The organism is Colwellia psychrerythraea 34H, assembly GCF_000012325.1.
In the GTDB taxonomy this organism is placed as follows: Bacteria; Pseudomonadota; Gammaproteobacteria; order Enterobacterales; family Alteromonadaceae; genus Colwellia; species Colwellia psychrerythraea_A.
The window spans coordinates 1,992,038-2,016,783 of record NC_003910.7; the positions used below are offsets into that span (position 1 = coordinate 1,992,038).

Annotated in this window: 18 protein-coding genes; 7 read left to right on the forward strand and 11 right to left on the reverse strand. The window is 36.0% G+C overall.

Annotation, left to right across the window (positions count from 1 at the left end; genetic code table 11):
- Positions 1 to 263: 263 nt before the first annotated feature.
- Complete coding sequence (locus tag CPS_RS08565; RefSeq protein WP_011042757.1) at positions 264 to 2,342, forward strand: sensor domain-containing protein; 2,079 nt, start codon at positions 264 to 266, stop codon at positions 2,340 to 2,342.
- Positions 2,343 to 2,390: 48 nt separating this feature from the next.
- Here CPS_RS08565 and CPS_RS08570 read toward each other — a convergent pair whose 3' ends face one another.
- Complete coding sequence (locus CPS_RS08570) at positions 2,391 to 3,254, reverse strand: mechanosensitive ion channel family protein (protein WP_011042758.1); 864 nt, start codon at positions 3,252 to 3,254, stop codon at positions 2,391 to 2,393.
- A 534-nt stretch (positions 3,255 to 3,788) separates the two neighbouring features.
- The gene (locus CPS_RS08575; RefSeq protein WP_011042761.1) at positions 3,789 to 5,777 is read right to left on the reverse strand and encodes a methyl-accepting chemotaxis protein; all 1,989 of its coding nucleotides are present in this window, start codon (positions 5,775 to 5,777) and stop codon (positions 3,789 to 3,791) included.
- Positions 5,778 to 5,997: 220 nt separating this feature from the next.
- Here CPS_RS08575 and CPS_RS08580 point away from each other — a divergent pair, with 220 nt between their 5' ends.
- The 3 genes from CPS_RS08580 to CPS_RS08590 all read left to right on the forward strand — a co-directional run bounded on the left by CPS_RS08580 (position 5,998) and on the right by CPS_RS08590 (position 11,858).
- A complete protein-coding gene (locus tag CPS_RS08580; RefSeq protein ID WP_011042762.1) occupies positions 5,998 to 6,570 on the forward strand; it encodes a response regulator in 573 nt (190 codons plus the stop codon).
- A 94-nt stretch (positions 6,571 to 6,664) separates the two neighbouring features.
- Entirely contained in the window at positions 6,665 to 10,675 is a 4,011-nt protein-coding gene (locus CPS_RS22850; protein ID WP_049757813.1) for a PAS domain S-box protein, read from the forward strand.
- On the forward strand, positions 10,665 to 11,858 hold the full coding sequence (locus CPS_RS08590) for an EAL domain-containing protein (protein ID WP_011042764.1): 1,194 nt from the start codon (positions 10,665 to 10,667) through the stop codon (positions 11,856 to 11,858). Before CPS_RS22850 ends, CPS_RS08590 begins: the two co-directional genes overlap by 11 nt.
- 72 nt (positions 11,859 to 11,930) lie before the next feature.
- Here the strand turns inward: CPS_RS08590 and CPS_RS08595 are convergent, their stop codons facing one another.
- Genes CPS_RS08595 through CPS_RS08610 form a run of 4 tightly spaced genes read right to left on the reverse strand, consistent with a single transcriptional unit; the run spans position 11,931 to position 17,125 of the window.
- Positions 11,931 to 12,650, reverse strand: coding sequence for a cytochrome b/b6 domain-containing protein (locus CPS_RS08595; protein WP_011042765.1), 720 nt, complete (start codon positions 12,648 to 12,650; stop codon positions 11,931 to 11,933).
- A 28-nt stretch (positions 12,651 to 12,678) separates the two neighbouring features.
- Positions 12,679 to 12,981, reverse strand: a complete 303-nt coding sequence (locus CPS_RS08600; RefSeq protein ID WP_011042766.1) for a DUF3240 family protein — start codon at positions 12,979 to 12,981, stop codon at positions 12,679 to 12,681.
- On the reverse strand, positions 12,974 to 16,048 hold the full coding sequence (locus tag CPS_RS08605; protein WP_011042767.1) for an efflux RND transporter permease subunit: 3,075 nt from the start codon (positions 16,046 to 16,048) through the stop codon (positions 12,974 to 12,976). The genes CPS_RS08600 and CPS_RS08605 overlap by 8 nt, the downstream gene beginning before the upstream one ends.
- A complete protein-coding gene (locus CPS_RS08610; protein WP_011042768.1) occupies positions 16,049 to 17,125 on the reverse strand; it encodes a hypothetical protein in 1,077 nt (358 codons plus the stop codon).
- Positions 17,126 to 17,285: 160 nt separating this feature from the next.
- Here CPS_RS08610 and CPS_RS08615 point away from each other — a divergent pair, with 160 nt between their 5' ends.
- From CPS_RS08615 to CPS_RS08625, 3 genes are all read left to right on the forward strand, one after another.
- Positions 17,286 to 17,777 (forward strand): helix-turn-helix transcriptional regulator, encoded by a 492-nt coding sequence (locus CPS_RS08615; protein ID WP_011042769.1) that lies wholly within the window; start codon positions 17,286 to 17,288, stop codon positions 17,775 to 17,777.
- Between the two features lie 599 nt (positions 17,778 to 18,376).
- Positions 18,377 to 19,189: an enoyl-CoA hydratase gene (locus tag CPS_RS08620; protein ID WP_011042771.1), complete on the forward strand. Its 813-nt coding sequence runs from the start codon at positions 18,377 to 18,379 to the stop codon at positions 19,187 to 19,189.
- 1 nt (position 19,190) lies between these two features.
- On the forward strand, positions 19,191 to 19,646 hold the full coding sequence (locus CPS_RS08625; protein ID WP_011042772.1) for a CoA-binding protein: 456 nt from the start codon (positions 19,191 to 19,193) through the stop codon (positions 19,644 to 19,646).
- Between the two features lie 57 nt (positions 19,647 to 19,703).
- Here the strand turns inward: CPS_RS08625 and CPS_RS08630 are convergent, their stop codons facing one another.
- The 5 genes from CPS_RS08630 to CPS_RS08650 all read right to left on the reverse strand — a co-directional run bounded on the left by CPS_RS08630 (position 19,704) and on the right by CPS_RS08650 (position 24,519).
- Positions 19,704 to 21,668: a sensor domain-containing protein gene (locus CPS_RS08630; protein ID WP_011042773.1), complete on the reverse strand. Its 1,965-nt coding sequence runs from the start codon at positions 21,666 to 21,668 to the stop codon at positions 19,704 to 19,706.
- 500 nt (positions 21,669 to 22,168) lie between these two features.
- Entirely contained in the window at positions 22,169 to 22,564 is a 396-nt protein-coding gene (locus CPS_RS08635) for a CBS domain-containing protein (protein ID WP_011042774.1), read from the reverse strand.
- Positions 22,561 to 22,911: a P-II family nitrogen regulator gene (locus CPS_RS08640; RefSeq protein ID WP_011042775.1), complete on the reverse strand. Its 351-nt coding sequence runs from the start codon at positions 22,909 to 22,911 to the stop codon at positions 22,561 to 22,563. Before CPS_RS08640 ends, CPS_RS08635 begins: the two co-directional genes overlap by 4 nt.
- 34 nt (positions 22,912 to 22,945) lie before the next feature.
- Complete coding sequence (locus tag CPS_RS08645; RefSeq protein WP_011042776.1) at positions 22,946 to 23,782, reverse strand: DUF1538 domain-containing protein; 837 nt, start codon at positions 23,780 to 23,782, stop codon at positions 22,946 to 22,948.
- The gene (locus CPS_RS08650) at positions 23,782 to 24,519 is read right to left on the reverse strand and encodes a DUF1538 domain-containing protein (protein ID WP_011042777.1); all 738 of its coding nucleotides are present in this window, start codon (positions 24,517 to 24,519) and stop codon (positions 23,782 to 23,784) included. Before CPS_RS08650 ends, CPS_RS08645 begins: the two co-directional genes overlap by 1 nt.
- Between the last annotated feature and the right edge of the window lie 227 nt (positions 24,520 to 24,746).

Consider the following 24,746-nt stretch of genomic DNA (forward strand, 5'->3'; position numbering starts at 1 on the left):
ATTTTCCTTCCAATAATTGAGGACGTAAGTACCTCAATTATTCTATGTCATAAATATAAGTTTCGGTGCTTTGATAAATCGACAAAGCAATTTCTATCTCCATTTCTAAATATTCAATTGAAATCTCCAGTTTTACACGCCAAAGGATTAGCAGGGCAGCGCTTTAATATTTTGGCGTAGATGAAAAAATAATCAATTAGTTGTGTCAAATTGATTATGTAAGTCTATTATAAAAGTAAAGGAATTCTTGGATTTAGCTTAATATGAAATCAAGCAAAGCTGAAAAGGAACTAACTCATCAATATGTTCTTAATGATTCACTTCACCAATTATTTGATGCTGTAAATATTGTTTCCGTACAGGGATATGATGAACAGCGTCGGGTAATTTATTGGAATGTCGGAAGTGAATTACTTTATGGTTACACCCAAAAAGAAGCACTAGGGCAAAAATTAGAAGATTTAATTATCCCTAAGCCCATGCGTGAGATAGTTATTGGTGCGCACAGTGATTGGATCAAAAAAGGCATTGAAATCCCTGCTTCAGAAATTACCCTATGTCATAAAAATGGTAATGATGTAAATGTTTTTTCAAGTCATGCGCTATTTACTAATCAATATAATAAAAAGCAAATGTATTGTATTGACGTCAATTTAGCTGATGTGAAACATGCCCAATCCCAAGCACTATTTAAAGAGCATATGCTTGAGACAATCTTTAATGCAATACCTGATTTATTTTTCTTGATGGAAGTAGATGGGATGATTGTTGATTATCATACGGGTGACCAAAAGAATCTCTACGTTGCGCCACACCAGTTTATTGGTAAGCGTATGACAGATTTATTACCTCAGGAGGTCGTCAGTAAATTTCAAACCCATGTTGATAAAATATTACAGCAAGAGGGGATGATAACCTTTGAATATGAGTTAACTATGCCGCATGGATTGGTGCATTTTGAGGCAAGAATGAGTTATTTGCCTGAGTATAATCAAATAGTACTCATCATTCGTGATATTAGTGAACAATATAAATCTGCCGAAATAATACGGCATCAGGCTTATTTTGATACATTAACCTCATTACCCAATCGTTTCTTAGCACTCGACCGTTTATCTCAAATGCTTACTGAAGCTGAAAGGAATAATGAAAAAATCGCAGTGCTTTTTCTTGATTTAGATGACTTTAAGAAAATTAATGATTCATTGGGTCATGAGATAGGCGATAAAGTACTCATACAATCAGCCCATAGATTAAAGCAAGTATTAAGAGAAGGAGATACTGTAGGGCGCTTGGGTGGTGATGAGTTTATTGTGCTATTACGCGGTGTAACTGAAAATCATGATGCGTTAGTTATTACTGAAAATTTACTTAAAAGTTTTAGGGAACCCTTTGTAATAGATGGTAGAGAATTAATGCTGACCTTGAGTATTGGTGTTGCCATTTCACCTGAAAATGGCCGTTGTGCTTCTGATTTGTTGAGAAATGCAGATACCGCTATGTATAAAGCAAAAGATTTAGGACGAAATACTTATTCGTTTTTTTCTAAGAAAATGAATACCATGATGCTCCGTCGTTTTGAAGTTGAAGAACAAATGCATGGGGCCTTGGAGCGTAATGAATTTGAATTATATTACCAACCTCAATTTGACGTTAAAAAACAAAAGATCACGGGGGTGGAAGCGTTGTTGCGGTGGCACAATTCAGTACTAGGTAATGTAACGCCGGATGAGTTTATTCCCATTGCAGAACACACTGGGCTTATTATTCCTATTGGGCGATTTGTTATTAAGCAAGCCCTCGGTTTTTTAAATAAATGGCAAAATATTCATCAGCAAAAATTCACAATGGCAGTTAATTTATCTCCTTGCCAATTCAGAGATTCAACATTACTTGGCTTTATCAAGGATTCACTGAGTGAAACAAATGTTATTGCTGAACATCTGGAGCTTGAAATTACAGAGGGAGTATTAATGAGTGGGCAATCTCATATTCATGATGCGTTAGTTGAAATTAGTGAGTTGGGTATAAAACTATCAATGGATGATTTTGGTACAGGGTATTCATCCTTAAGCTATTTAAGACAATATGCTTTTGATGTACTGAAAATAGATCAGAGCTTTATTCGTGGTATACCGCTAAATAAGGCTGATTGTGAGTTAGTTAATACAATCATAGCAATGGCACATAGTTTAGGGCTGACAGTGGTTGCTGAAGGTGTTGAAACGAAGGAGCAACTCACGTTATTAGAGGAATTGGGATGTGACTTAGTGCAAGGGTATTATTTTAGTAAACCGATACCAGCGAAGCAGCTTCTTGATTTTTCAGTCCACTATAAATAATGCCTTAATGCCTTAATGCCTTAATGCCTTAATGCCTTAATATCTTGGTTAATCCTTGTTTAGGATAGTAATTGAACCGTCAAGATGTACATCTCTTTGCGGGAAGGCAACAATAATATTATGCTCTTCAAATAGTTCATCTAATCTAAAACGAATGTTACTTCTCATCACTCTCAACCCCCCTTCAACATTTGACTTCATCCAAAAATTCACTTCAAATATTAAGGCGTTATCACCAAAATCTTCAAAGACAACCAGAGGTTTTGGATCAGTTAATATTCGTGACTGCTCTGTTGTTGCCTGCAAAATAAGTTCAGACACTTTTTTTGCTGACGTGCCATAAGCGACCCCAACTCTTACCGTTGATCTCATTAAACTATCGACAAGCGTCCAGTTAATCACCGTATTTTCAATTAACTTACTATTTGGTATTAATAAATGTACGCCATCAACACGCTTTATCCGTGTTGACCGCGTGTTAATTTGCTCAACGATACCCTTTGCATCTTCAACTTCGAGAAAGTCACCTATGCGAATAGGGCGCTCCCACATTAGTATCCAACCGCTAATAAAGTTATTTATAATGTTTTGTGCACCAAAACCGAAACCAATGGCGATAGCCCCCGATAAGAATGCAAAAGCAGTGATGGGCACATTGATAACGTCTAGCGTGGTGATCACTATGATCGTTATTGCCACAACATAGAATACTCGTTGCAGTAAATGAATAATATTAGGATCGGTATTTTTGGTTGTTAAGCGGTGAGTAATTATTTTTACCGACCATTTTGTCAAGAAAAAACCAATAATCAAAAAAGTGGGGACCAGCAAAATGTCACCAATAGTAATAGGTTGCTCTGCAATTGAAGCGATAGAAATGTTTAAAAAACTTACCAGTTGTTCATATGTCATCAGACACTCCTTATAGAATAATGATCAAAATGGGTAAAAAAACTAAGAACTACTTTGTATGGCTAACAAATAATTACACTTATGAGTGTTGAGTAACGTAGGTGAATTGAGTACGCCGACCTTAAATTTTGGTTTGTTCATACACTGTCTAGTCTTGCCTATTTGCATAGGTAACATTCTCTACAGATAATACCATCAATGGGGTAAGCTTAGCATTTAATGAAAAAAACTCAAAAAATACAGTTTTAACAGTGGCTTGGAGGTTAACCTTAAATATCATGTTTAGCCCCTTTAGATTTATTTTATGGGTATGTTAAAACCTTCAAAAAAAATAATTTTTTGTAGGGGGACTGACTGAATAAATAAAAGAAAATTGAGTTATTTATTGGCAGGATTTACAGTGAGAGCTTTAAGACTTGCTAATTTTCAAGCTTGGGACAATGGCTATGATATCGATTTAAGTTATGTGAAAGTTATCAATAATTTCTAGTAAATATTAATAACTTTCAACCTTTATCAATTAACGTCAAAACATTAAGATATTTTAAATATCGTCGATATATCTTGTAATGTTACAGCTAATATCGCTTGTTCTCTGGCTGTAGTGGTAATTTGAGTTGAACCTGTAGCCGATTCCATTGATTTATGTTCAATTGTCACAACATTTTTAGCGACATCTTGAGTAACCATTGCTTGCTCTTCTACCGCAACAGCAACTTGCTCGGTCATCGCAAAAATGGTACTGACTGAATGGGTGATAGCGCCTAATGTTTGTTCAACATTTTTAGAATTTTCCACTGCACTCACTGCCATTTTCTGACTTTTTTCTATCACACTATAGGCTGAGTTAGCATCTGATTGTAGCGCCGATATAAAACCTTCTATTTCACTGGTCGATTGTTGAGTTCTTTGTGCTAAAGTTCTCACTTCATCAGCAACAACTGCAAATCCACGCCCTTGTTCTCCGGCTCTTGCTGCTTCAATAGCTGCATTTAAGGCTAGTAAATTAGTTTGTTCCGCGACTGATTTAATCACATCAACCACACTAGTTATATTGTTACTACTTTCGTGAAGGCTTGTTATTCTCAACGCTAAATTATTTATTTCTTCAGCAAGAAGTTCAATTGAGTGGTAAGACTCTTGCACAACACCCGCGCCACCTTGTGCTTGCTCATCCGCTTCTTTTGCTGAATCAGCCGCTAGTTGAGTATTTCCTGCAACTTCTTTAACCGTTGCTGATAACTCTTCTATCGCAGTAGCAATAAGCGTAATCTCATCTTGTTGCTCAACTAAAGAACGTGAGTTATGTTCACATGTTTGTGATGTTTCTTCTGAAGCGGCTGCAAGCATTGTACTTGAAGTAGAAATTTCACTCATGGCACCAGCAAACTTCTCAAGCGTTAAATTTAATGCCGTAGAAATGAGCCCTAACTCGCTCTTACCGGTAAATTTGGCTCTAACGGTTAAATCATTTCCATCACTGACTTTTGACATAACGCAAGTAAGATCTGTCACTTGATTATGTAGTTCTTTCAAAATATAGAAGCTAAAAATAGCAACTAACAAAAGAATCATTAATGAAGATATTAGGTAATAAATTAACGAGTTGAATGCGTTACCTTGGGTTTCTTTGGTGAGTAATAATAATGAACGTGTTAATTCATCTTCAATCTCTTTTAACACGCCAATTCTTTTAGTTGCTTGTTCAAACCAAAAAGAAGCGTCTACATTAAGGTTTTCTGAAGTAGCATTATCTATCGCTATTTTTCTTAGCTTTATCACTTCTTTAATTGAAGGGGCATTTTGTTTTTGACTAAAATAATTTTTATTTTCGTTACTCGCGAAGGCATTAAAGCTATAAAAATACGTATTTTGCTCAGAAAGAAACCGAATGAATTTCTGGTACATACCTGGATTAAACTTACCTGAAGCAAAAGTACCCGTTAATACGGCTCTCTCAATACCGGCTCTTTCTTTACCTTGAAGGAAGTTATAATAGGCAACCGTTTCTTTTGTGATTTTGGCATCAGTAGAAATCGAAGAAATGATTGTTGAAACACTCAACAGTAATTCATTGGTTTTGGTATAGAAGGCTAATGCATCTGAGATAGGGATTGATAAACTGTCAACATTACTTCTAATTTGATTGAGCATATTTAAACGCTGATTAATATTGTCATTTAATTGTTGAACCTGCTTATTATCAAATTGATTATTTTGCCAGTAATCTAATCGTTTCCCCGCAATACTGGAGGTATTTTGTCTCTGGCTTGGTAATTTATAGGCGAACTTCACTCCTTTTGAGCCAAGGAAACCCGCTGTCATTCCTCTTTCTTTTTGTAGCTCATGAACTAGTTCACTATACACAGAAGACAGTTTTGTGTACTTGCTCAGCTGTTCCATTTCATTATTGGTCGAAAGGGAAGACACAATGGCATTTAATCCGATCCCTAAAAACCCCAATAGAGGAAAAAATAATAAAATAAAAATTTTCTTATTAAAGGATATATCTATAAGTCTCATTAGAGCCTGCTATGAATGTTTCATGTTATTTATGAAAGTAAAGTTTACGGAATAGAATCATAAAAACAATAAAAATCGCAAAAAACGCAACAAACCTTTACTACGTTTGATATGGATCACATTTCATCACATAAAGGGTAAAAAACTATATAAAAGCTTAAGGGCTTCTTATATGTTAGCGAATAATTATTATGCATCAACTATCAATTAAGTTATCTACATGTCATCGAAAAAATCAGTAAAAAGCTACTTAACACCTAAAGAAGTCGCTGAATTACTTATGGTTTCTACTGCCGCGGTACGTTTGTGGGCAGAAAAAGGGAACTTAAAAGCAAGAGTCACTGCTGGCGGGCATCGTCGCTTCAAACTTGATGATATAAAAGAATTTGCGGCTAAAAGAAACATAGAACTTAATGTAAAAATGAGTGAAAACCCTAAAGTGTTGATTGTCGATGATGATATTCATTTTGCTGAATTTCTAAAGGCGCTTCTCAAAATAGAGATTGAAAATGTTGAAGTCGAAATTAGTTTAGATGGTTTCGATGCAGCGAACAAACTTCACGATTTTACTCCGAATATACTGTTGTTGGATCTTAAAATGCATGGTCTCGATGGTTTTCAAGTTTGCCAAGCGGTAAAGGAAAATCCTCTTCAAAATCATATTAGGGTGATTACCATTTCTGGAAATACTAGTGAAAGTGATGCTGAAAAGCTTAAAAATATTGGTGCAGAAACTTGTTTAAATAAACCGATAGATATTCCTGTTTTACTAAAACAATTGGCTTTAAATTAATCGGTTTTATGAACATAAGTGCTTTGTGGTGATGGAAAATATATCAAAGAAGTCATAACTTTTAGATGTTTTGAGAAAAAGTAAAGGAGTACAAGTGAAACAAAAATTAAACTTAATTATGTTTGCAAGTATATTTAGCCTCGCTGTACTCGGGGGGATTTCATATTTACCTTTATTTGAATTCTTCTTAAGTATTGATGAAGGCTTTATTCCAATGGCCCCGTCAACTTCTGCTTTACTTTTAGTGACTTTTTTAGCTTTGTTTATTTGGGTTAACTGTACTCGTCAATTTTATCGTTATAAAAAGTCTATTGGCTTAATGTTATTAATAGTTTCGCTCTTTGGGCTGTTAGAAATTGTTGAATATTTCACTGGCGTTGAGCTTAATTTTGAGAGTTATATAGTGCCGAATTATGGCGATTTAAATGGTGTTCCCATCGCCAGAATGTCTCCAGTAACAGGGCTGTGCTTTTTTCTCACCAGTTGTGTTTTATTCATACTATTAAATCACAATAAAAAGAGTGACGTCAGCCATTTTATTGGTCTAATAAAAAATTCTTTCACAACAATACTATCGTTAATTTCCTTATTATTTATAGTTACTTACCTTTATCGTTCACCTATTTTTTATAATACACAAGATATAATACCTATGGCTTTATCCACCAGTTTAGGTTTTTTATCTGTGTCTGGAGTACTCATAGTAAATGATAATAAAAATTATTTTATGAAAACATTTACTCACTTGTCACCCTCTACCGCTTTGATTCGTTTTATTACTCCTTTTACGGTATTCAGTGTTTTTATAACAGGACTCGTTCAGCACTTTATGTTTGCAGTCAGTTCAGTAAATAATTCTATTTTTTTATCGACGACCATTCTTATATTATTTGCGGTAATTTGTGGTTTTATAGCCATGCTGGTCACTAAAAAATTGATGTCTTTTCAAGATGAAAGTAATAAAAATCTACATCAATATAAATCTATGGTGACTTTATCTTCAGGCATGCAAGCGTTGCTTGATGATAAATTTGTTTATTTAGCGGTGAACCAAGCTTATGCAGAAAAACTTAATTTAACCATTGATCAGGTTATAGGTAAGCATCCTCGTGATATTTATAGTAAAGGTTATTTTGAGTCAGAGCTTAAAATTTACAGTGAGCGTTGTTTAGCAGGAGAAATTATTAAGTTAGAAAAGTGGATGAGATCCTCTTCGGGTCAGGCATGGTTTATCGATATAGAAATGTCGCCCTATTATCAAAATGACGGTAATATTTATGGTGTTATGGTAAATGCGCGTGATATTACCGAACTAAAGCACTATCAAGACAACCTCGAGAAATCAAAGCTTGTTATTGAAAATAGTAGAGTTATTGCTTTTCGCTGGAAGCCCGACTGCTCAGTAGAACATGTATCAAGCAATGTTGATTTATTGGGGGTTAAGGCAAGTGATTTACTCTCGGGGAAAACTAAATATACCGATATGGTGCATCCGCAAGATTTAGCTCGTGTGATGCAAGAAGTTAGGTCTTTTACTGAAAAAGGTGTAAAACAATTTATTCATGAATACCGTATTGTTTCTCCTTCAGGAGCAATGTATTGGGTTGAAGATAGAACAACCATTGAACGAGGTGAAGATAATAACGTTGCTTTTTATCAAGGTATTGTTATTGATATAACAGAAAAAAAACAAGTAGAACTTAAATTAAAGCAATCTAATGCAATCATACAAAATGTTATTAATTCAACACCAGATTTAATTTTTGCTAAGAATACAGAACATCAATATATATTAGCGAATAATGCTTTTGCCCACTCTTTAAAGCAATCATCGCAGTCATTAATTGGAAAAACGGATCAACAGTTTAATTATACCGACGAGCAAATAAATAACTTCAAAATGCAAGATGAGAAAGTCTTGCATGGGAGCTGTGTTATTACGCCAAGCCGTCGACCGCTTGATGGCAATAAAGTACTTGAGACCTCAAAGTTTCCCTTAAGAAATGAAAATGGTGATATTGGTGGAGTGATAGGGATTGGTCATGATGTGACTGAACATATTGCTAATCTTGCTAAAATATCTAAACAACAAAAGGAGTTATCGCAAACACTTGACGCTATATTTGATGCGGTTATTACCATTGATGAATCAGGTTTAATACTAAGTTGTAATAGGGCGACAGAACTCATGTTTGGTTATGCAGCAGAGGAATTAGTTGGCAACAATGTTAGTTTACTTATGCCTGAAAAGTTAGCTGCCCAACATGATGAATACATTAATAATTACTTGTTAACCGGTGAAAATAAAATAATAGGAAGAGGTCGAGAGCTTGTAGGTAAAAATAAAGATCAGAAGGCATTTCCTTTACATTTAACCATTGCTGAGCTCCCTAAAAATAAAGATGAGCGAAAACGATTTGTCGGGGTTTGTCATGATTTATCAAAGACGAAACAGCATGAAAAACTGCTAAATAGAACTCAAAAGATGGAAGCGCTTGGGCAACTTACCGGTGGTATTGCTCATGATTATAACAATATGCTCGGCGTTATTATTGGCTATAGTGATATTTTAAAAACCCAGCTAAAAGATCAACCTGGATTGCTTAATTTTGTTGAACAAATCCATCAAGCGGGCGATAGAGGAGCCCAACTCACCCGTAAATTACTTTCTTTCTCTCGTCAAACACCTGATGCGAGTCAAGAGTCAGACATCAATCGGCTTATTAAAAATAATAAAGACGTACTGCGCAAGACTCTATTGTCGGTTGATTTAAGGCTCAACCTTGATGATGCAATTCACAAGATTAATATTGATCGGAACTCTTTTGAAGATGCACTATTAAATATGGCAATTAATGCAATGCATGCCATGCCCCATGGTGGAGTATTGAACTTATCCACTTGTGAAGTAGAGTTATCAAAAGAACAAGCAGCTAACTTTAATATTGAACAGGGGAAGTACGTACAGTTATCGATTGAAGATAATGGTGAAGGGATGAGTAAAGCGATACAAGATAAAATTTTTGAACCTTTCTTTTCTACCAAAGGAGATCAGGGCTCAGGGCTTGGTCTTGCACAAGTCTATGGATTCATTAAATCCTCTATGGGCGCTATTAATGTGTATTCAGAGCTAGGATCAGGAACAAGGTTTTCACTTTATTTACCCATACCTAAACAAGATTATAAAGCAGAAAATAAAGTAGAAGATAAAGAAGAGCAATCTAGTGTTTTTGGCAATGAAACCATTCTTGTTGTCGACGATGAACCTCAACTTCGTGCTTTAGCTCAAACAATTTTAGCCGCCAAAGGTTACCGAGTGTTAACCGCAACAAATGGTATAGAGGCGTTAGCTGTATTAGAAGAAAATTCAATAGACTTGATGTTTTCAGACATTATTATGCCTAAAATGAACGGTTATATTTTGGTTGAAAAAGCGCAAAAACTGTATCCAGAATTGAAGATATTATTAGCGAGTGGCTTTCAAGGTAATCAAATTGATAACAACATCATTTTGGATGAACCTATCATAGCTAAGCCTTACGAGAACAAATGTTTACTTCGTATCATCAGGGAGTGCCTAGATAAACAAGATGCCAAGACTATTCAAGGGAGTAATCAAAATAACAACCTAATCGTCCCCAAAAGCTCACCAATAAAAAGAATAATATGGACGAATGAAATGAGCATTGATGATGGCGGCGAACTCGATGAAGACCATAAGTTTATGTTTTCTTTACTCAATCGTTGTCAAGAATTGTTAGAAGAGCAAGATGATCACCAATCTGCACAAGCAATTATTACTGAGATAGTGCAATACACTCAAGACCATTTTGTTAACGAAGAATTATTGATGAATAACATCAACTATCCCTATGCTAAAAATCATTGTGATGTTCACCGCATGATTGCTAAACAATTAAGCAAAAAGGTTTTGGTCTGTTCAGACAAAGAAATTCTAAGGTGGCTAATTACCGATATGAGCACTTGGCTAGTTGAACATATCATGGAAATGGATAAACCTTTGCATAAGTATATTTTGAAACACAAAGAGCAAGTAGGCAGCGGTTTAAAAGGAAATACCGAGGGTTATATGTATGATGAATAGAGTTTTTATAGTCGATGATGATACCTTAACGTGCAATTTACTTAAAACTATCGTTGAGCCTATTTTTGGAAATGTTGAAGCATTTCAGCATCCACGCGCATTTTTAACGTTAAGCTTGAACAAGCAAGATATTATTATATTAGACTTAATGATGCCTGATATGGATGGCATTGAAGTGATTCGTCACTTAGCAGAGCATAAATCACCGGCAAGTTTGATTTTAATCAGTGGTTACGATAGTGGTGTATTGCACTCGGCTGAAACATTAGCGCTAAGTTGTGGCCTGAATGTTATTAACACTTTTACCAAACCAATTAATACCGAGGTATTGACGTGCTTTTTGACCTCTCTGTCGAATAGGCAGGCACAAAGAGAACTTGTTAGCTTCAATAATGATAAAGCAAATCAAGGTAAGTTTGACTTCATTCCAACGGAACAAGACTTACGTGAAGCGATTGATAAAAAACAGCTAATATTATATTACCAGCCACAAATTAATATGAAAACCGAATGTCTCCATGGCGCAGAAGTACTTGTGCGTTGGTTACACCCTGAGTTTGGATTGATTTACCCTGATAAATTCATTGCACTCGCAGAGCAAACAGGCTTAATTGAACAGCTTTCTGAAGAAGTAATCCATTTAGCGATCAAACAAAGTGTCCATTGGCAAAAACTAAATAGAGCGACTCGATTATCTATTAATATATCTGCACAAAACATCACCAGCTTGAAACTGCCTGAGCAGCTAAGAATGCTGGTTAAAAAGTATGAAATTGACCCTTCTATGATCGTTTTAGAATTAACAGAGAGTGCATTAATGGATAGTGAAGTGACTTCATTAGATATTTTTACTCGTTTTAGATTAAAGGGCTTTCAACTATCCATTGATGATTTTGGTACGGGATACTCATCATTATCGCAGTTACACAAAATACCTTTTACCGAATTAAAAATTGACCAATCGTTCGTTACTAATATGAAGCAAGAAAAGGAAAGCATGGCAATTGTCGAAACCTGCATTATGTTAGCGCATAAGCTTAATATGGAAGCGGTTGCTGAAGGTATTGAAGATAAAGAAACATGGGATTTATTATCGGCCGAAGGGTGTGACATAGCTCAAGGGTACTATATCGCCAGACCTATGCCTGCGGATCAATTTGATAAATGGCAGTTTAACGAATAATTAGTTTGATATGCCCACTACGTTAATTCTTCGATTTTTGTAGTGAGCATCGTCAATATTTACCTGCCATGTCTAGTGATCAGTTGGCTCATCTTTAGGGAGATACTTATAACCATTGAACATCGCAGAAACAATAGCGCTTCGTTCTCGTCTTTCAGCAACAATGACTCCGATAATATGCAATGGAATGAGAAATAAAAGACAGTAAAAAGAATACACATGCGCGGTAATAAAGGGTTTTCGAAAATCTCTCATTGCTTGATAAGAGGCTTCATCGATATTTTCTTTTGAATAAGGTTTTATCACCGCTAAATTGTCTTTATCAATAGCTATGCTCTGGATGAAATAGTTACCAAAGGGGGGATAATAAATATCAGTACCGGCGATGACAAGGCCTGAAATCATTTGAACACTCATGAATGATAACAGCGCTAATACCATCAGTTTACCTGCTGGGTTATGCCCCTTGTACGTTAATCTTTTTTGTTGGGTAAACTCAATTAACTCCTCAGTAAAACCTTTGTTAAAAGGTAACATCTTGCCCCATTTTTCATATGTTTTACCTATAAAAGCAATGATTAAACGGAAAATTAAATTTGTAGCAAAAACATAACCAACAATCACGTGTATTGTTTTTAATAATATTTTTCCGTCAGTGCTTACACCAAAAAGTTTGCCATTTAATATGACAACACCGATAACAATCAGCAATAAAATGGCAATAACATTTATCCAATGAAAAAGTCTAATTTTACCACTCCATACGAAAACCTGTTCTCTTTTGATATTCATATCGACCTCTCTTTTATTTTATACAGGATTAAAAGTGTGCACTTTCTATAACGGGTGTAAGCCAATACTTTAACTTGGCTGGTTGGCAAATAGGATTGAGACTTGCCTTAAGTTGTTTAATATCTGTTAAAGGTATCAGCACCTCTATTTGATAAAAAGCTCTATACCCTTCGACTTGTTCAGCGATATCAAATTGACTATGTTCTTTGCTGTAGCCACTTATTGTTTTTAAATTAAATCCGGTAATGCTTGAAAAGGTGATTAATTTATCAACGACATCATCTTTTAAATCCGTTGGTACATTTAAGGTAAATATTACTTGTTCAGGCATTTCGTTTCTCCAGCCAGCAGTAAAATAGTGGTAATAGATATAGGGTGGTGACGGTTGATGTTATTAAGCCGCCGATAACAACAATCGCTAATGGTTTTTGAATTTCTGCGCCAGGACCCGTTGCAAAAACTAAGGGTAATAAACCAAACATTGCTGTGGTTGCGGTCATTAAAACAGGTCTAAGTCGGCGCTTTGCTCCGTCAATAATCCGGTTATGCAAACTCTCGGCAAACTGTTTGGTTTGTTCAAAATAACTTATCATCACAATACCGTTTAGTACCGCAATACCGAGCAATGCAATAAAACCAACGGAAGCAGGTACGGATAAATATTCGTTACTCACATATAACGCAATAACGCCTCCCATTAAGGCAAAAGGGATATTGGCAATAATCAGGCTCGATTTAGAAAGAGAATTAAAGGTGGTGAACAATATTATAAAGATCAAAATAAGCGCGATAGGAATTAATAATAATAAATTTTTTGTCGCGCGTTGCTGACTTTCAAACTCACCGCCAAAGGTTAAAGTATAGCCACTAGGCAGTGTTATTTCATTCTGGATTTTCATGTTTAACTCATCAACAAAGCTAACAACGTCTCTGTTAACAACATTTGCACTTACCGAGGAAAATCGGTTGCCTTTTTCTCTTTCAATTAATAGTGGACCATTTTTCATGCTGATATTGGCAACTTGTTCAAGGGGGAGTAAAACGTTACTAGGCATTAAAATTAGCTTTTGTTTTAGTGCATGAATGGACGATATTTCATCAGCAGTAGATGATGTTTCTTTTGCGCGATTAAATACGATAGGAATCGCATGATTTCCATCAAGTAAGGATGAAATTTGCAATCCTTCTAATTGATATTTCAAGTAATGACTTAAGGCTTGGGTGGATAAACCGAACTGACTTGCTACTTCAGGAATAAGTTTAATATTTACGTATTTCCCCCCTTCAATTAAGGCCATTTGCACATCTGAAGCGCCTTGGATTTTATTTGCCAACCCTGATATTTCTTCAGCAAGGGAGGTCAGTATGGCAATGTCATTGCCAAAGACTTTGATAGAAATATCTCCAGTACCACCGGTTAGCATTTCTGATACGCGCATTTGAATTGGCTGAGTGAAACCTATATTCATGCCGGGATAATTGGTCAGTGTATTGCGAATATCCTCAATAAGCTCGGATTTAGTGTTAAACCGCCATGTTGACTTTGGTGCTAACTCCATAAATACATCGGTCTCGTTTAACCCCATTGGATCTAGGCCTAGCTCGTCTGAACCTGTGCGAGCGACAATCTGTATTATTTCAGGCGTACTTTTTAAAAGCGTTTTCTCAATTTGTTCATCTATATCAACAGATGAAGACAAAGAGATACTAGGAGATTTTTCGAGTTGAACTATGATGTCGCCCTCATCAAGTACCGGCATAAAGCTTTTACCTAAGCCTTGAAAAAGAATAATGCTAATGATGAAAGTACTTACCGATAACACAAGGATGGCTGCTGGCTTGTTGATGGTTTTACGAAGTGTTTTTGAATAAAAATGCTGCAGTAAAGTGACTATTTTGGGTTGTTTAACCGGCTCATTTTTTAATAATAAAGACGCCAGTATTGGAATAATAGTTAAGGATAGAAGTAGGGCGCTTAACATGGCAAATACAATCGTCAAGGCGACAGGGGTGAATAATTTTCCCTCTAAGCCAGAAAGCATCAGTAAAGGTGAAAAGACTATAATGATAATAATGGTGCCAGAAAATACCGGGGTTGCGACTTCTTTGCATGCACGATATATGACATGTAATCGAGGTAAATGTTGATTACTTGAGAGTCGATTTACAATGTTTTCAACGATCACTACAGAAGAGTCGACTAACATGCCTATAGCGATTACTAGCCCGCCTAAACTCATCAAATTAGCGGATAAATCAAATTCTTTCATCAGTATAAAGGTCATTAATGCTGACATTGGTAAAGAAAGTGCAACGACTAATGATGAGCGAATATCACCTAAAAAAATGGCAAGCAATACGATGACCAATATAACGGCTTGGCTTAATGCATTGGTAATGGTATTAATTGCGGTATTGATAAGATTAGATCTGTCATAGAAAACGTTGATCTTTGTTCCTGTAGGTAAAGATGCCTCAATCGTTTGCAGCTTACTTTTTACATTCTCAACTACCTTAGCGGTATTACTGTTTTTTAACGCAATAATTAAACCTTGGACTGCTTCTTCACCATTCTTAGAAACGCCACCATAACGCGTTAAACTACCTATCGATACCGTCGCTATATTGTGTAATTTAATGACCTTATTATTAGTTGTTTTTATCACTGCATTTTTTAATGAATCAATGTTTTCAAATTTACCTTCGGTTCTAAGTATTAAGGTATCATTACCTTTTACCAGACGACCAACGCCGCCATTTTGGTTTGTGGCTGTTATAGCCGTTTCTAACTCGTTAAAAGAAATGTTGTATTGTTGCATTAGCAATATGTCAGGTGTTATTTCATAAGCTTTAACATAGCCGCCTAAACTATTTACATCTGCGACACCTGAAACCGTTCGTAATAATGGGCGAATATGCCAATCTAATAGTTCTCTTCTTTGTGTAAGTGACAAAGTAGGGTTCTCTACAGTAAACATAAACACTTCACTTAATGGTGTGCTCATTGGCGCCATACCGCCACTTATGTTTGAAGGTAGGGAAGGGAGAATATTTACCAAACGCTCATTTACCTGTTGTCTTGCCCAATAAATGTCAGTTCCCTCTTCAAAATCAATCGTGATGTCCGTGATTGCATATTTTGTTGTTGAACGAAGCATTTCTTGTGATGGTATACCGAGTAATTCTGTTTCAATCACTCGTGTTACTTGAGATTCAATTTCTAAGGCATTCATTCCTGGTAACTTAAGCACAATTTTAACTTGTGTAGGTGATATCTCTGGAAAGGCATCTATAGGTATACTTAACCAAGACTTAGCACCAACCAATAGAGTAATTACCACAAAGATACAGACAAACAAGCGTTGAGTGAGAGAAAATTTAATAAGGAAGTTCAGCATTTATTCAGCCCCTAACTCAAGTAATTTTCCCTGAAGGATACTTACGGAACTAACAAGTGCTTTCTTATTACTGATATCCTCTTTAGCGGTAACGTAATACTCGTTATTGTTTGATCCAACAATAACGATAGAAGTAAGTGAGATTTTATCTTTAGATTTTATGGCAATATAGTCTTTGTCATTGAGCTCAAAAAGTGATTTTTTAGGGACTTTATAACCAACAAAATTGAGTATGGGGGTCAGCTTTACCGATTGACCCAATGTTAATTTACACTGTTCAGACTTCGGGGAAGCCCATACTGTTTGGTGATACTTATCGACAATACTTTCAAAGCTGTTAATTTCAAGCTCACAAGTCGATGACATAATAAAATGGGATAAGTTGGCAGAGTAGGACAAAGGTGTGGTGATCTTTACTTTTACCGAATTAGTACTTATAACATCAAAAGCGAGATCTCCTGCTGACTTTATATTCTGAAAGCTAGGTATTTTCACTATGCCATTTTTAGGGCTAATAAGGGTGATTTTTTCATTTTTATCAATATGTAAAAAAGACATTTGATGTTGGAAATGTTCAAAATTTAATTTAGCTTTGAAATAGCTTTTGGTAATTTCAATCCATTGGGTGCTTTTTATGGTTTTATTCTCAAAATAAGCTTTATTGGTTTGAAAATGATTTTCTGACGCTTCCAGTATTATTTTAGCTGACTCAAACTCGTCGAGAAAGTGATGGACATCATATCCTTCTACAGTAGCAATGGTTGCACCGAGTTCTACATAACTGCCATTTTTTATATGGTAAGTAACTTTTTGAACATCAAACGGTAGTACAACAGAATAGTTCTCCCCAGGTTTGTAGGTTACTTCTCCAATTAAATTTTGACCGACTTTCAATGTTTCTTTTTCTATTGTTGAAAATTTAATTTCAAAATCACCCAGTACAGATAGCTCAATAATTTCCTTTTTCTCAAAAGCGAATACTGATGGTATTTGACATAGTGCAATAAAAAACAAAGTTAATAATACAAAGTTGTTAGTAAAAACATTTGGTGTTTTTTTTAACTGTAAAAACGGCATATAATAAGTTCAGTGGTAATTAAATTTTGTAGAGTAATTATTACTAAATTGAAATGCCAGGTCATTGGGCATAGGTCGTAATCTAATGAATTTATACTTATTCTTACGTATGGTACATATGTCCATTGATTTCTCAATGGTCTGATTTAAAAGAGGTTTTATGAAGGACAAAGTTATACTGTTGGTTTTGATAATAATAATGTTATTAAATTTTTCTGATGTGATCACCGATATATCGTTAGGCGTACCCAATTGGCATATTGTCTCTGAAAGCCTCATTGTTCTTGTTTCAGGTTTTGGTGCACTGTTTTTAATAAGGGATATGCGTGCTCGAACATTAAATACTATTCGATTAAAACAAGAGTTAGTATTTTCAGATAATAAATTGAGAGATATCTCTGAAGAGATGAGAAGCGCTCGTCATGAATATAGCAATGTTATTCATACACAGTTTGAACAATGGGTCTTAACGCCTAGTGAGCAAGACGTTGCCATGTTATTACTGAAGGGACTCAGTTTTAAAGAAATAAGTGGCGTTAGGAATACCAAAGAAAAGACGGTTAGACAACAAGCCTCTGTTATCTATAGTAAAGCAAATGTAGAAGGGCGACATGAGTTTGCTGCATGGTTTTTAGAAGACTTTATGGGCTAGATTAATGGCTTTTATTATTGGTTGGCTACGCGGAATAGCACATAATTTGAAGTATTGTTCGTTTTGTTAGAGACGTTGAATGAGACCCTATAGGCTACTATACCCGTTACCAATCAAGATGCAGGTTTCAGAGTGCTTGAGCAATTTCAATTCAAGGCGCTGTGACTGATAATGGTTGTTCCATTATCAGTCACTGCAACGATGAAGTGATATGGCTCAAGCGCTTCTTCGATGGGTTTAAAATCACTTTATGCCGTGTTAAATAACTTAACCATAGACTGACTATGCTTAAATTATTTTCCTTGCCTAAAATGATTTTAAATCCCACTGAAATCCTGCACTTTGAATGGTAATGGGTATATAACCAGTCACTTGAATTGATTGCGCTATTCAATGTAAGCTAAAGTTATGTATGATAATGTGTATAAAAACGATGTTGAATTCTCATGTTTTCTGGTTTAACGCTCAGTTAAGTTCATTGTTTTTAGCTGCCTAAAGAGGCGTAGTGATCACACTTGTTTTAATGTTTAACTTTCGAATTCAGCTTCAGATTTAGTATTAAGTAATCAAACGGAATAATTTACATAAATAGGAATGTCATGACTCTAACTAATGAAAATCAGCCTTATGTGTTAGTAAACACCAATAATCATGTGCTTTGGTTATCTATGAATCGTCCGAAAGAAAGAAATCCATTATCTTCAGCTATGTTACGGGCGTTATATGGGCGTATAAGAGAAGCGAGTGAGAATGATGACATTCGGGTCATTGTGATTACAGGCGAAGGTGGGGTTTTTTCAGCGGGTCATGATTTAAAAGAAATGTCAGGCAGAAAAGAGCACTGTGAACCTGATAATGAAAAACGCGTTAAAGCCGTTTTAGATGACTGCACACAATTGATGATGTCACTCATTAAATCTCCTAAAGCAATTATTGCTTGTGTACAAGGCACGGCAAGTGCTGCTGGGTGTCAGTTAGTGTCTATGTGTGATTTAGCGGTTACTCAAGACCAAGCTAAATTTTGTGCACCTGGGGTAAATATAGGAACATTCTGTACCACTCCACTGGTAGGCATTGGTCGTAATATGCATCGTAAGCATGCCATGGAAATAGCATTAACAGGTGATATGTTTAGTGCAGAGGATGCCATGCGTTTCGGCTTGGTCAATAAAGTAGTAAAAATAGAAGACTTAAAAAACGAAACTGAAAAGTTAGCGAATAAGATAGCTCAAAAGTCAGCGGTTGGAATTCATTCAGGTAAACTTGCCTTCTATCAGCAAATAGAAGAGTCAATTGAAGATGCTTACACTTCAGCAAGTCAAGCTATGTTGCAGGCTATGTTGTCTGATGAATGTGAAGAAGGTGTCAGTGCATTTTTTGATAAAAGAGCACCGCAATGGCAAGGACTTTAATGTGAGTACTGAACTTATTCATGATAGGTATGATCTTGAAGACCATAAAATTGTTGAAACGTTAAAAAAGGTTAAAACGATTGCCTTAATTGGTGCCAGTTCAAAACCAGAACGCGACAGTTATAAGGTGATGTCTTTTTTGATAAATGAAGGTTATCAAGTTTTCCCTATCAACCCACTTCTTTCGGGAACAACAATCATGGAGCAAAAGGTTTATGGTTGTTTAGGCGAGGTACCATCACCTATTGATATGCTTGATGTATTCCGCCAATCGAAATATCTGTACGATATAGTTGTTGAGGCTACACAAGCCAATATAACCACTATATGGACTCAACTGGGGGTGACTGAGGCAAGTGCTGAGCTATTGGCGATAAAAAGCGGTATCACCATGATTGTAAATCGCTGCCCAGCCATAGAAATACCTCGATTAAAGCTTTCCCTTGATACCGATTGAAATAGCCCAGATAAACTCATACCTTGGCATAGAAAGTAAAAAACAGAACACCTAACGCTATGAAGAGATTAGTTGTTCTGAGTGTTTATTGCTTTCGCTCAATTGCTGCATACCTGTGTTATAAAATTGTATGTTATTACGACCCGCTATTTTTGCCTGATATAACGCAAGGTCTGCGGCTTTTAACAGTTGAGTTGGAATACAGCCATCTTGAGGTGCGAGACAAACACCCAAACTACAGGTGATAGAAAAAGTATGCTCGCCTACATCTATTGGCTCTGATAAAGTCTTAAGAATATTTGCTGCCACTCGTTGAGCATCAGAGACTTTACTAACATCCTGTAACAGTATAATAAACTCATCGCCTCCAAAACGAGAGACGGTATCTTCTTTACGAGTAGACAATAGTAATTTGCGTGCGACTTCTTTTAATATTAAATCACCGACGTCATGACCATAGGTATCATTGATATCTTTGAAATGGTCAAGATCAAGCATAATAATTCCAATACCATTTCTATTTTGATAGCTGATTATTTGAATCGCTTGGTTAAGGCGATCATCAAACAAACGGCGATTAGCTAAACCCGTTAAGGGATCTCTGAGGGCTAATTCTTCCATTTTTAAATGCTTGGATTTATGTTCAGTTATATCCTGACTAACACTAACAAACTGACTTATTTCTCCATTCTCATTCCTAATGGGTGAAATTGACATCATCGACCAATAAAATTCACCGTTTTTGGTACAGTTATAGGTTTCTCCATGCCAATCATCACCGGCAAGAATTGTTTTCCACAATTCGGTATGTAGTTCTGTTCGTGTCTTCGCGGTACTAATTAAGCTTGGTGTCTGACCAATAACTTCTTGTTCACTGTAACCAGTTACCACGCAAAACCGAGGATTAACGTATTCAATAATACCGTTTTTATCAGTGATAATAATTGAGCTGGCGCTATGTTTTACTGCACTGTTTAATGTTCTTAGTTCTACTTCTTTCAGCTTTCGTTCGGTAATATCAGTAATATAAGTAAAAAAACCGTTACCATCGGCCATAACTGTCGCCTTGTATCGAATAAATACATGATGGCCATTTTTGTGCATTAGGGTTAACTCGGCGGCTAGGTGCGAGTGAGAACGCGCCATAATCAACTGTTGACGTAATTGCTTACGGGATTCAGAGGTGACGAAGACTAATACTGATTTTCCCTGCATTTCAGTTAATGAATAACCGGCTAGTTGGCAAATAGCGGTATTAGAAAAGTTGATATCTAATTGTGGTGTAAGAATTAAAAATCCTTCAGAGGTTGTTTCTATAAATGAGCGGAATTTTTGTTCGCTTTCTAAAAGGGCTTTTTCGGCCTGACGCTGATCGGTAATATCATGGATAATTGAATAAAGTACCTTACGGCCAGCCATTATTATAGGGCCTGAATAGACACAAACATCCTTTATTTCGCCGTTTTTAAGCTGATGTCTAAAATTAAAATAGTCACGCTTTTCGGTTAGTGCTAGTTCTATTTCCGCTTCTATTTTGTCAACTGACAGTATATTGATATCGCTGATAGATAAGTTCTTAAATTCTTGTTCGTTATAGCCGTAGAATATTTCAGCAGCACCATTTGCTTTGATGATTTTTTGAGTATTGGGATCTATCAGTAACTCAATCGCCTTGTTTTTATCGAACAACTGGTAGTATTTTTCTGAGGATTCACGTAACTGCTGCTCTGCTAGTTTACGTTCAGTTATATCAAGCAGATAACCTTTAGCGAGAGTTGGCAATCCTGTATCATCTGTTTTCAATATCGTTTTTTCATAGACCCAACGAATATCACCACCTTTGGTAAATATTCGATAGTCCTGTTCAAAATAAACGATATCGTTCTTTAAAAAAGCGACCATTTCTTTGACAATACGATCTAAATCTTCAGGGTGGACAATGTCAGTAAATGTTAGCTTTTTTGATAAGAACTCCGCTGGTTCATAGCCAAATTGATGAACATTATTCGTTATTTTTACCACCAGGCCAACCCGGGCGTAAGTTGCCAGGTAAACAAAATAACAGGTCCTTGTTCAAATAGTTCCTCATCAGAAAATTCCAAAGTATTTCTCCCCTTAGATACAACAATAATGAGCTTTATTATTATGAATTAAGTTTCACATTGTCATGTTGACCTTGATCAACCGCATAACTATAAAAAGCCAACAAAAGAGCAACGTCTTCTAAATTATTATCGCCAATTTTCTATCAAAACGATCGCGATTGAGGAAGTGTACAGATACAAGAACGACTGTTTTCAGCACGAGGAAATATCACTGGGTGTTTTGGAATTGAAAACTAAGTGGAACTGGTTATGATGGGGTATGAAAATTGAAAGACATAGAAAACATTAGCAATCAAATATAGGTTTTTGATTGCTAAGAGAACTGTATTTAAGTTATCTATAAGATTGGTTTTTGAGCATTATTGAGCCTCTACATTACTGCAACAATGCTGTGGAAACTATCCGTCTTAGCTAACGTTATTCAACTTGGCTAAAAACCATATTGGTATAATCAACCATACCAATAATGTTTTTATTTTCAATAACGGGTGCAAGGTGAATACTTAAGCGCTCAAATAATCGTGCGCAATATCTTACATCCATGTCAGGTAATACACTGACCAATGGTTTTGTCATTATTTCATATAAGTTCACGCGATCTGGAGAACGATCTTTTGCCAGTACTTCTTTGGCAATATCAGCAAGCATAACTAAACCGTATTCATCTTGTTCATTACGTTTATTAATAATTAGCGCACTAATATTGTGCTCTTTGGCTAATTTAATGCCTTCAGCAACGGTCATCATCCCATCAGCAAATTGATAGTTGTTGGTGGTCATTACATCTTTAACTTGTACAAACTTATGGCTCATAACTCTTCCTCAATTTTACCTTTTAAGCGCTCCACCTGATGAGCTACTCCTACTGCATCTTCGACATTTAATTGAATAGCAATACCTTTACCTGGATCTTCATCAAAACCAGCAATATTACTAATTCGCTCAAGAATTTTTCTCGCTAAGTGCTGTTCAACAACAAAAAGCAATACATCTCTTTGTGTCTCAAGTTGCATGCCAAAAAAAGTGCGCTGGCGTTTAACACCTTCGCCTCGGGCATTGTTTATTATGGTTGCGCCTGTTGCGCCGGCCATTCTTGCACCTTTCATAACGTCGTCTGTTACAGCGTCGTCAACAAAGGCAACAATTAGTTTGAATTGCATATGATCACCTGTTTTATTTATCTTTTAGACTCTGTTAAGGAGCCTCGTTATTTCTGTTTAAATTACGTTTCTCTTCTTTAATTCTTTTTCTTTTTTCTAATTTTTTATTCGTCCGATGTGTTTTGGCTTCAGTAAGCTGCGCATAAGCCATTACGGCAATGATTGGACATAAACTAGCGAAAGCGATTAAACCAAATCCGTCAATCAAAGGACTACGTCCCGGAATAGTACTGGCTAAACCTAACCCCAAAGCAGCTACCAAAGGAACGGTTACGGTTGAGGTTGTTACACCACCTGAATCATATGCCAATGGCACTATAAGTTTAGGACAATAAAAAGTTTGAATGACCACGACAATATAGCCGGCAATAATATAATAATGAATAGGATGACCAACGACGATGCGGTAGCTCCCTAAAGCGATACCAAAAGCAACGCCAATAGCCACTGAAATTCTCAGGCTATTCGCATTAATCGCTCCACCGGAAACTTCTTCTGCTTTAAGGGCTACGGCGATAAGTGAGGGCTCTGCAATGGTAGTACTAAAACCAATAGCTGCGGCAAAAATATAAACCCACTTATAATCTGTCCAATGAATGCTGGTTAACACTTGCTCGCCAGCATGAATAAACTCTGGTGCGGTTAGCTGTTCTGCCATCATTTTTCCGAGCGGAAATAAGGCTTTTTCTAAACCAAGCAAAAACAACGCTAAACCAATAAGTACATAGATAAAACCGAAACCTACTTGTTTAATGTGCGGAATAGGTTTGCGAATAACCAGCAACTGAAAGCCTAAAATTATCGACAGAATAGGTAATACATCAATAACAGTATTTTTTAAGGTGGTCAAAAATTCAAATAATAAATCCATTAACTGATCACCATGCCGTAAATCATCACAAAAATCATTGGTGTTAATGAGGCAAAAGCAATTAAACCAAAGCCATCAATCATCGGGTTTCTACCTTTTATTGCTGAGGCTAAACCAACACCTAATGCTGTTACTAAGGGGACGGTAATCGTTGACGTAGTAACACCGCCAGAATCGTAGGCAATACCAATAATCCAGCTAGGAGCAATTAACGTCATCAATACCACAACAACATAACCGCCCAAAATTAAATATTGTATAGGCCAACCACGAATTATGCGTAATACACCAATAACAATGGCAAAACCAACAGCAAAGGCAACGGTAAAACGTAAACCATTGGCATAAGAAAGTTGTGACTCTAACGTATCAGCAATAATTCCACCGGATGCTGCAACAATTGCTGCTTCTTTAGCTACGGCGATTAAGGAAGGCTCAGCCACAGTGGTGCCAAATCCTAAACAAAAGGCAAAAGTCAGTAACCAGCTAATGCTGCCTTTTTTGGCGAATGCTTGCGCCATCGATTCACCAATGGGGAATAAGCCCATTTCTAAACCGTAAATAAAGAAGGTTAATCCGAGAACGACTAATGCGAGACCAACTAAAATATCGCCAATATTAGGCATGGGTTGTTGCAGCACAGCAAATTGAAAAAATGCAATAACGAGGATAATAGGTAACAAGTCTTTACAACTACCTAATAATGCTTTTAGAAAAACGATAAACTGATGATTCATAAATAATAAATTAATGGGGATTACCTGATATTATAAAATTAATTAAAACAATTACTTTGATTCAACACAAGGTAATTGTTTAATTAACATTAAAAGTAGGTGTTTTTTGGGCTTTACTGCCAGTCACTGATTTAATGCACTTACAATTGGGCTAAAACACTGTAATTGCACCATCTTATGACGACTAATTTTAAGGAGAGGGAAAGAGTAATCGTTGAGATAATCTA

Bases quoted from the DNA above. Each gene is read 5' to 3' on its own strand.
- CPS_RS08580 (WP_011042762.1), top strand. From the start codon at position 5,998: ATGTCATCGAAAAAATCAGTAAAAAGCTACTTAACACCTAAAGAAGTC.
- CPS_RS08635 (WP_011042774.1), bottom strand. From the start codon at position 22,564: ATGAGCCATAAGTTTGTACAAGTTAAAGATGTAATGACCACCAACAAC.
- CPS_RS08640 (WP_011042775.1), bottom strand. From the start codon at position 22,911: ATGCAATTCAAACTAATTGTTGCCTTTGTTGACGACGCTGTAACAGAC.
- CPS_RS08570 (WP_011042758.1), bottom strand. From the start codon at position 3,254: ATGACATATGAACAACTGGTAAGTTTTTTAAACATTTCTATCGCTTCA.
- CPS_RS08620 (WP_011042771.1), top strand. From the start codon at position 18,377: ATGACTCTAACTAATGAAAATCAGCCTTATGTGTTAGTAAACACCAAT.
- CPS_RS08575 (WP_011042761.1), bottom strand. From the start codon at position 5,777: ATGAGACTTATAGATATATCCTTTAATAAGAAAATTTTTATTTTATTA.
- CPS_RS08645 (WP_011042776.1), bottom strand. From the start codon at position 23,782: ATGGATTTATTATTTGAATTTTTGACCACCTTAAAAAATACTGTTATT.
- CPS_RS08590 (WP_011042764.1), top strand. From the start codon at position 10,665: ATGATGAATAGAGTTTTTATAGTCGATGATGATACCTTAACGTGCAAT.
- CPS_RS08615 (WP_011042769.1), top strand. From the start codon at position 17,286: ATGAAGGACAAAGTTATACTGTTGGTTTTGATAATAATAATGTTATTA.
- CPS_RS08565 (WP_011042757.1), top strand. From the start codon at position 264: ATGAAATCAAGCAAAGCTGAAAAGGAACTAACTCATCAATATGTTCTT.
- CPS_RS08650 (WP_011042777.1), bottom strand. From the start codon at position 24,519: ATGAATCATCAGTTTATCGTTTTTCTAAAAGCATTATTAGGTAGTTGT.
- CPS_RS08605 (WP_011042767.1), bottom strand. From the start codon at position 16,048: ATGCTGAACTTCCTTATTAAATTTTCTCTCACTCAACGCTTGTTTGTC.
- CPS_RS08610 (WP_011042768.1), bottom strand. From the start codon at position 17,125: ATGCCGTTTTTACAGTTAAAAAAAACACCAAATGTTTTTACTAACAAC.
- CPS_RS08600 (WP_011042766.1), bottom strand. From the start codon at position 12,981: ATGCCTGAACAAGTAATATTTACCTTAAATGTACCAACGGATTTAAAA.
- CPS_RS08595 (WP_011042765.1), bottom strand. From the start codon at position 12,650: ATGAATATCAAAAGAGAACAGGTTTTCGTATGGAGTGGTAAAATTAGA.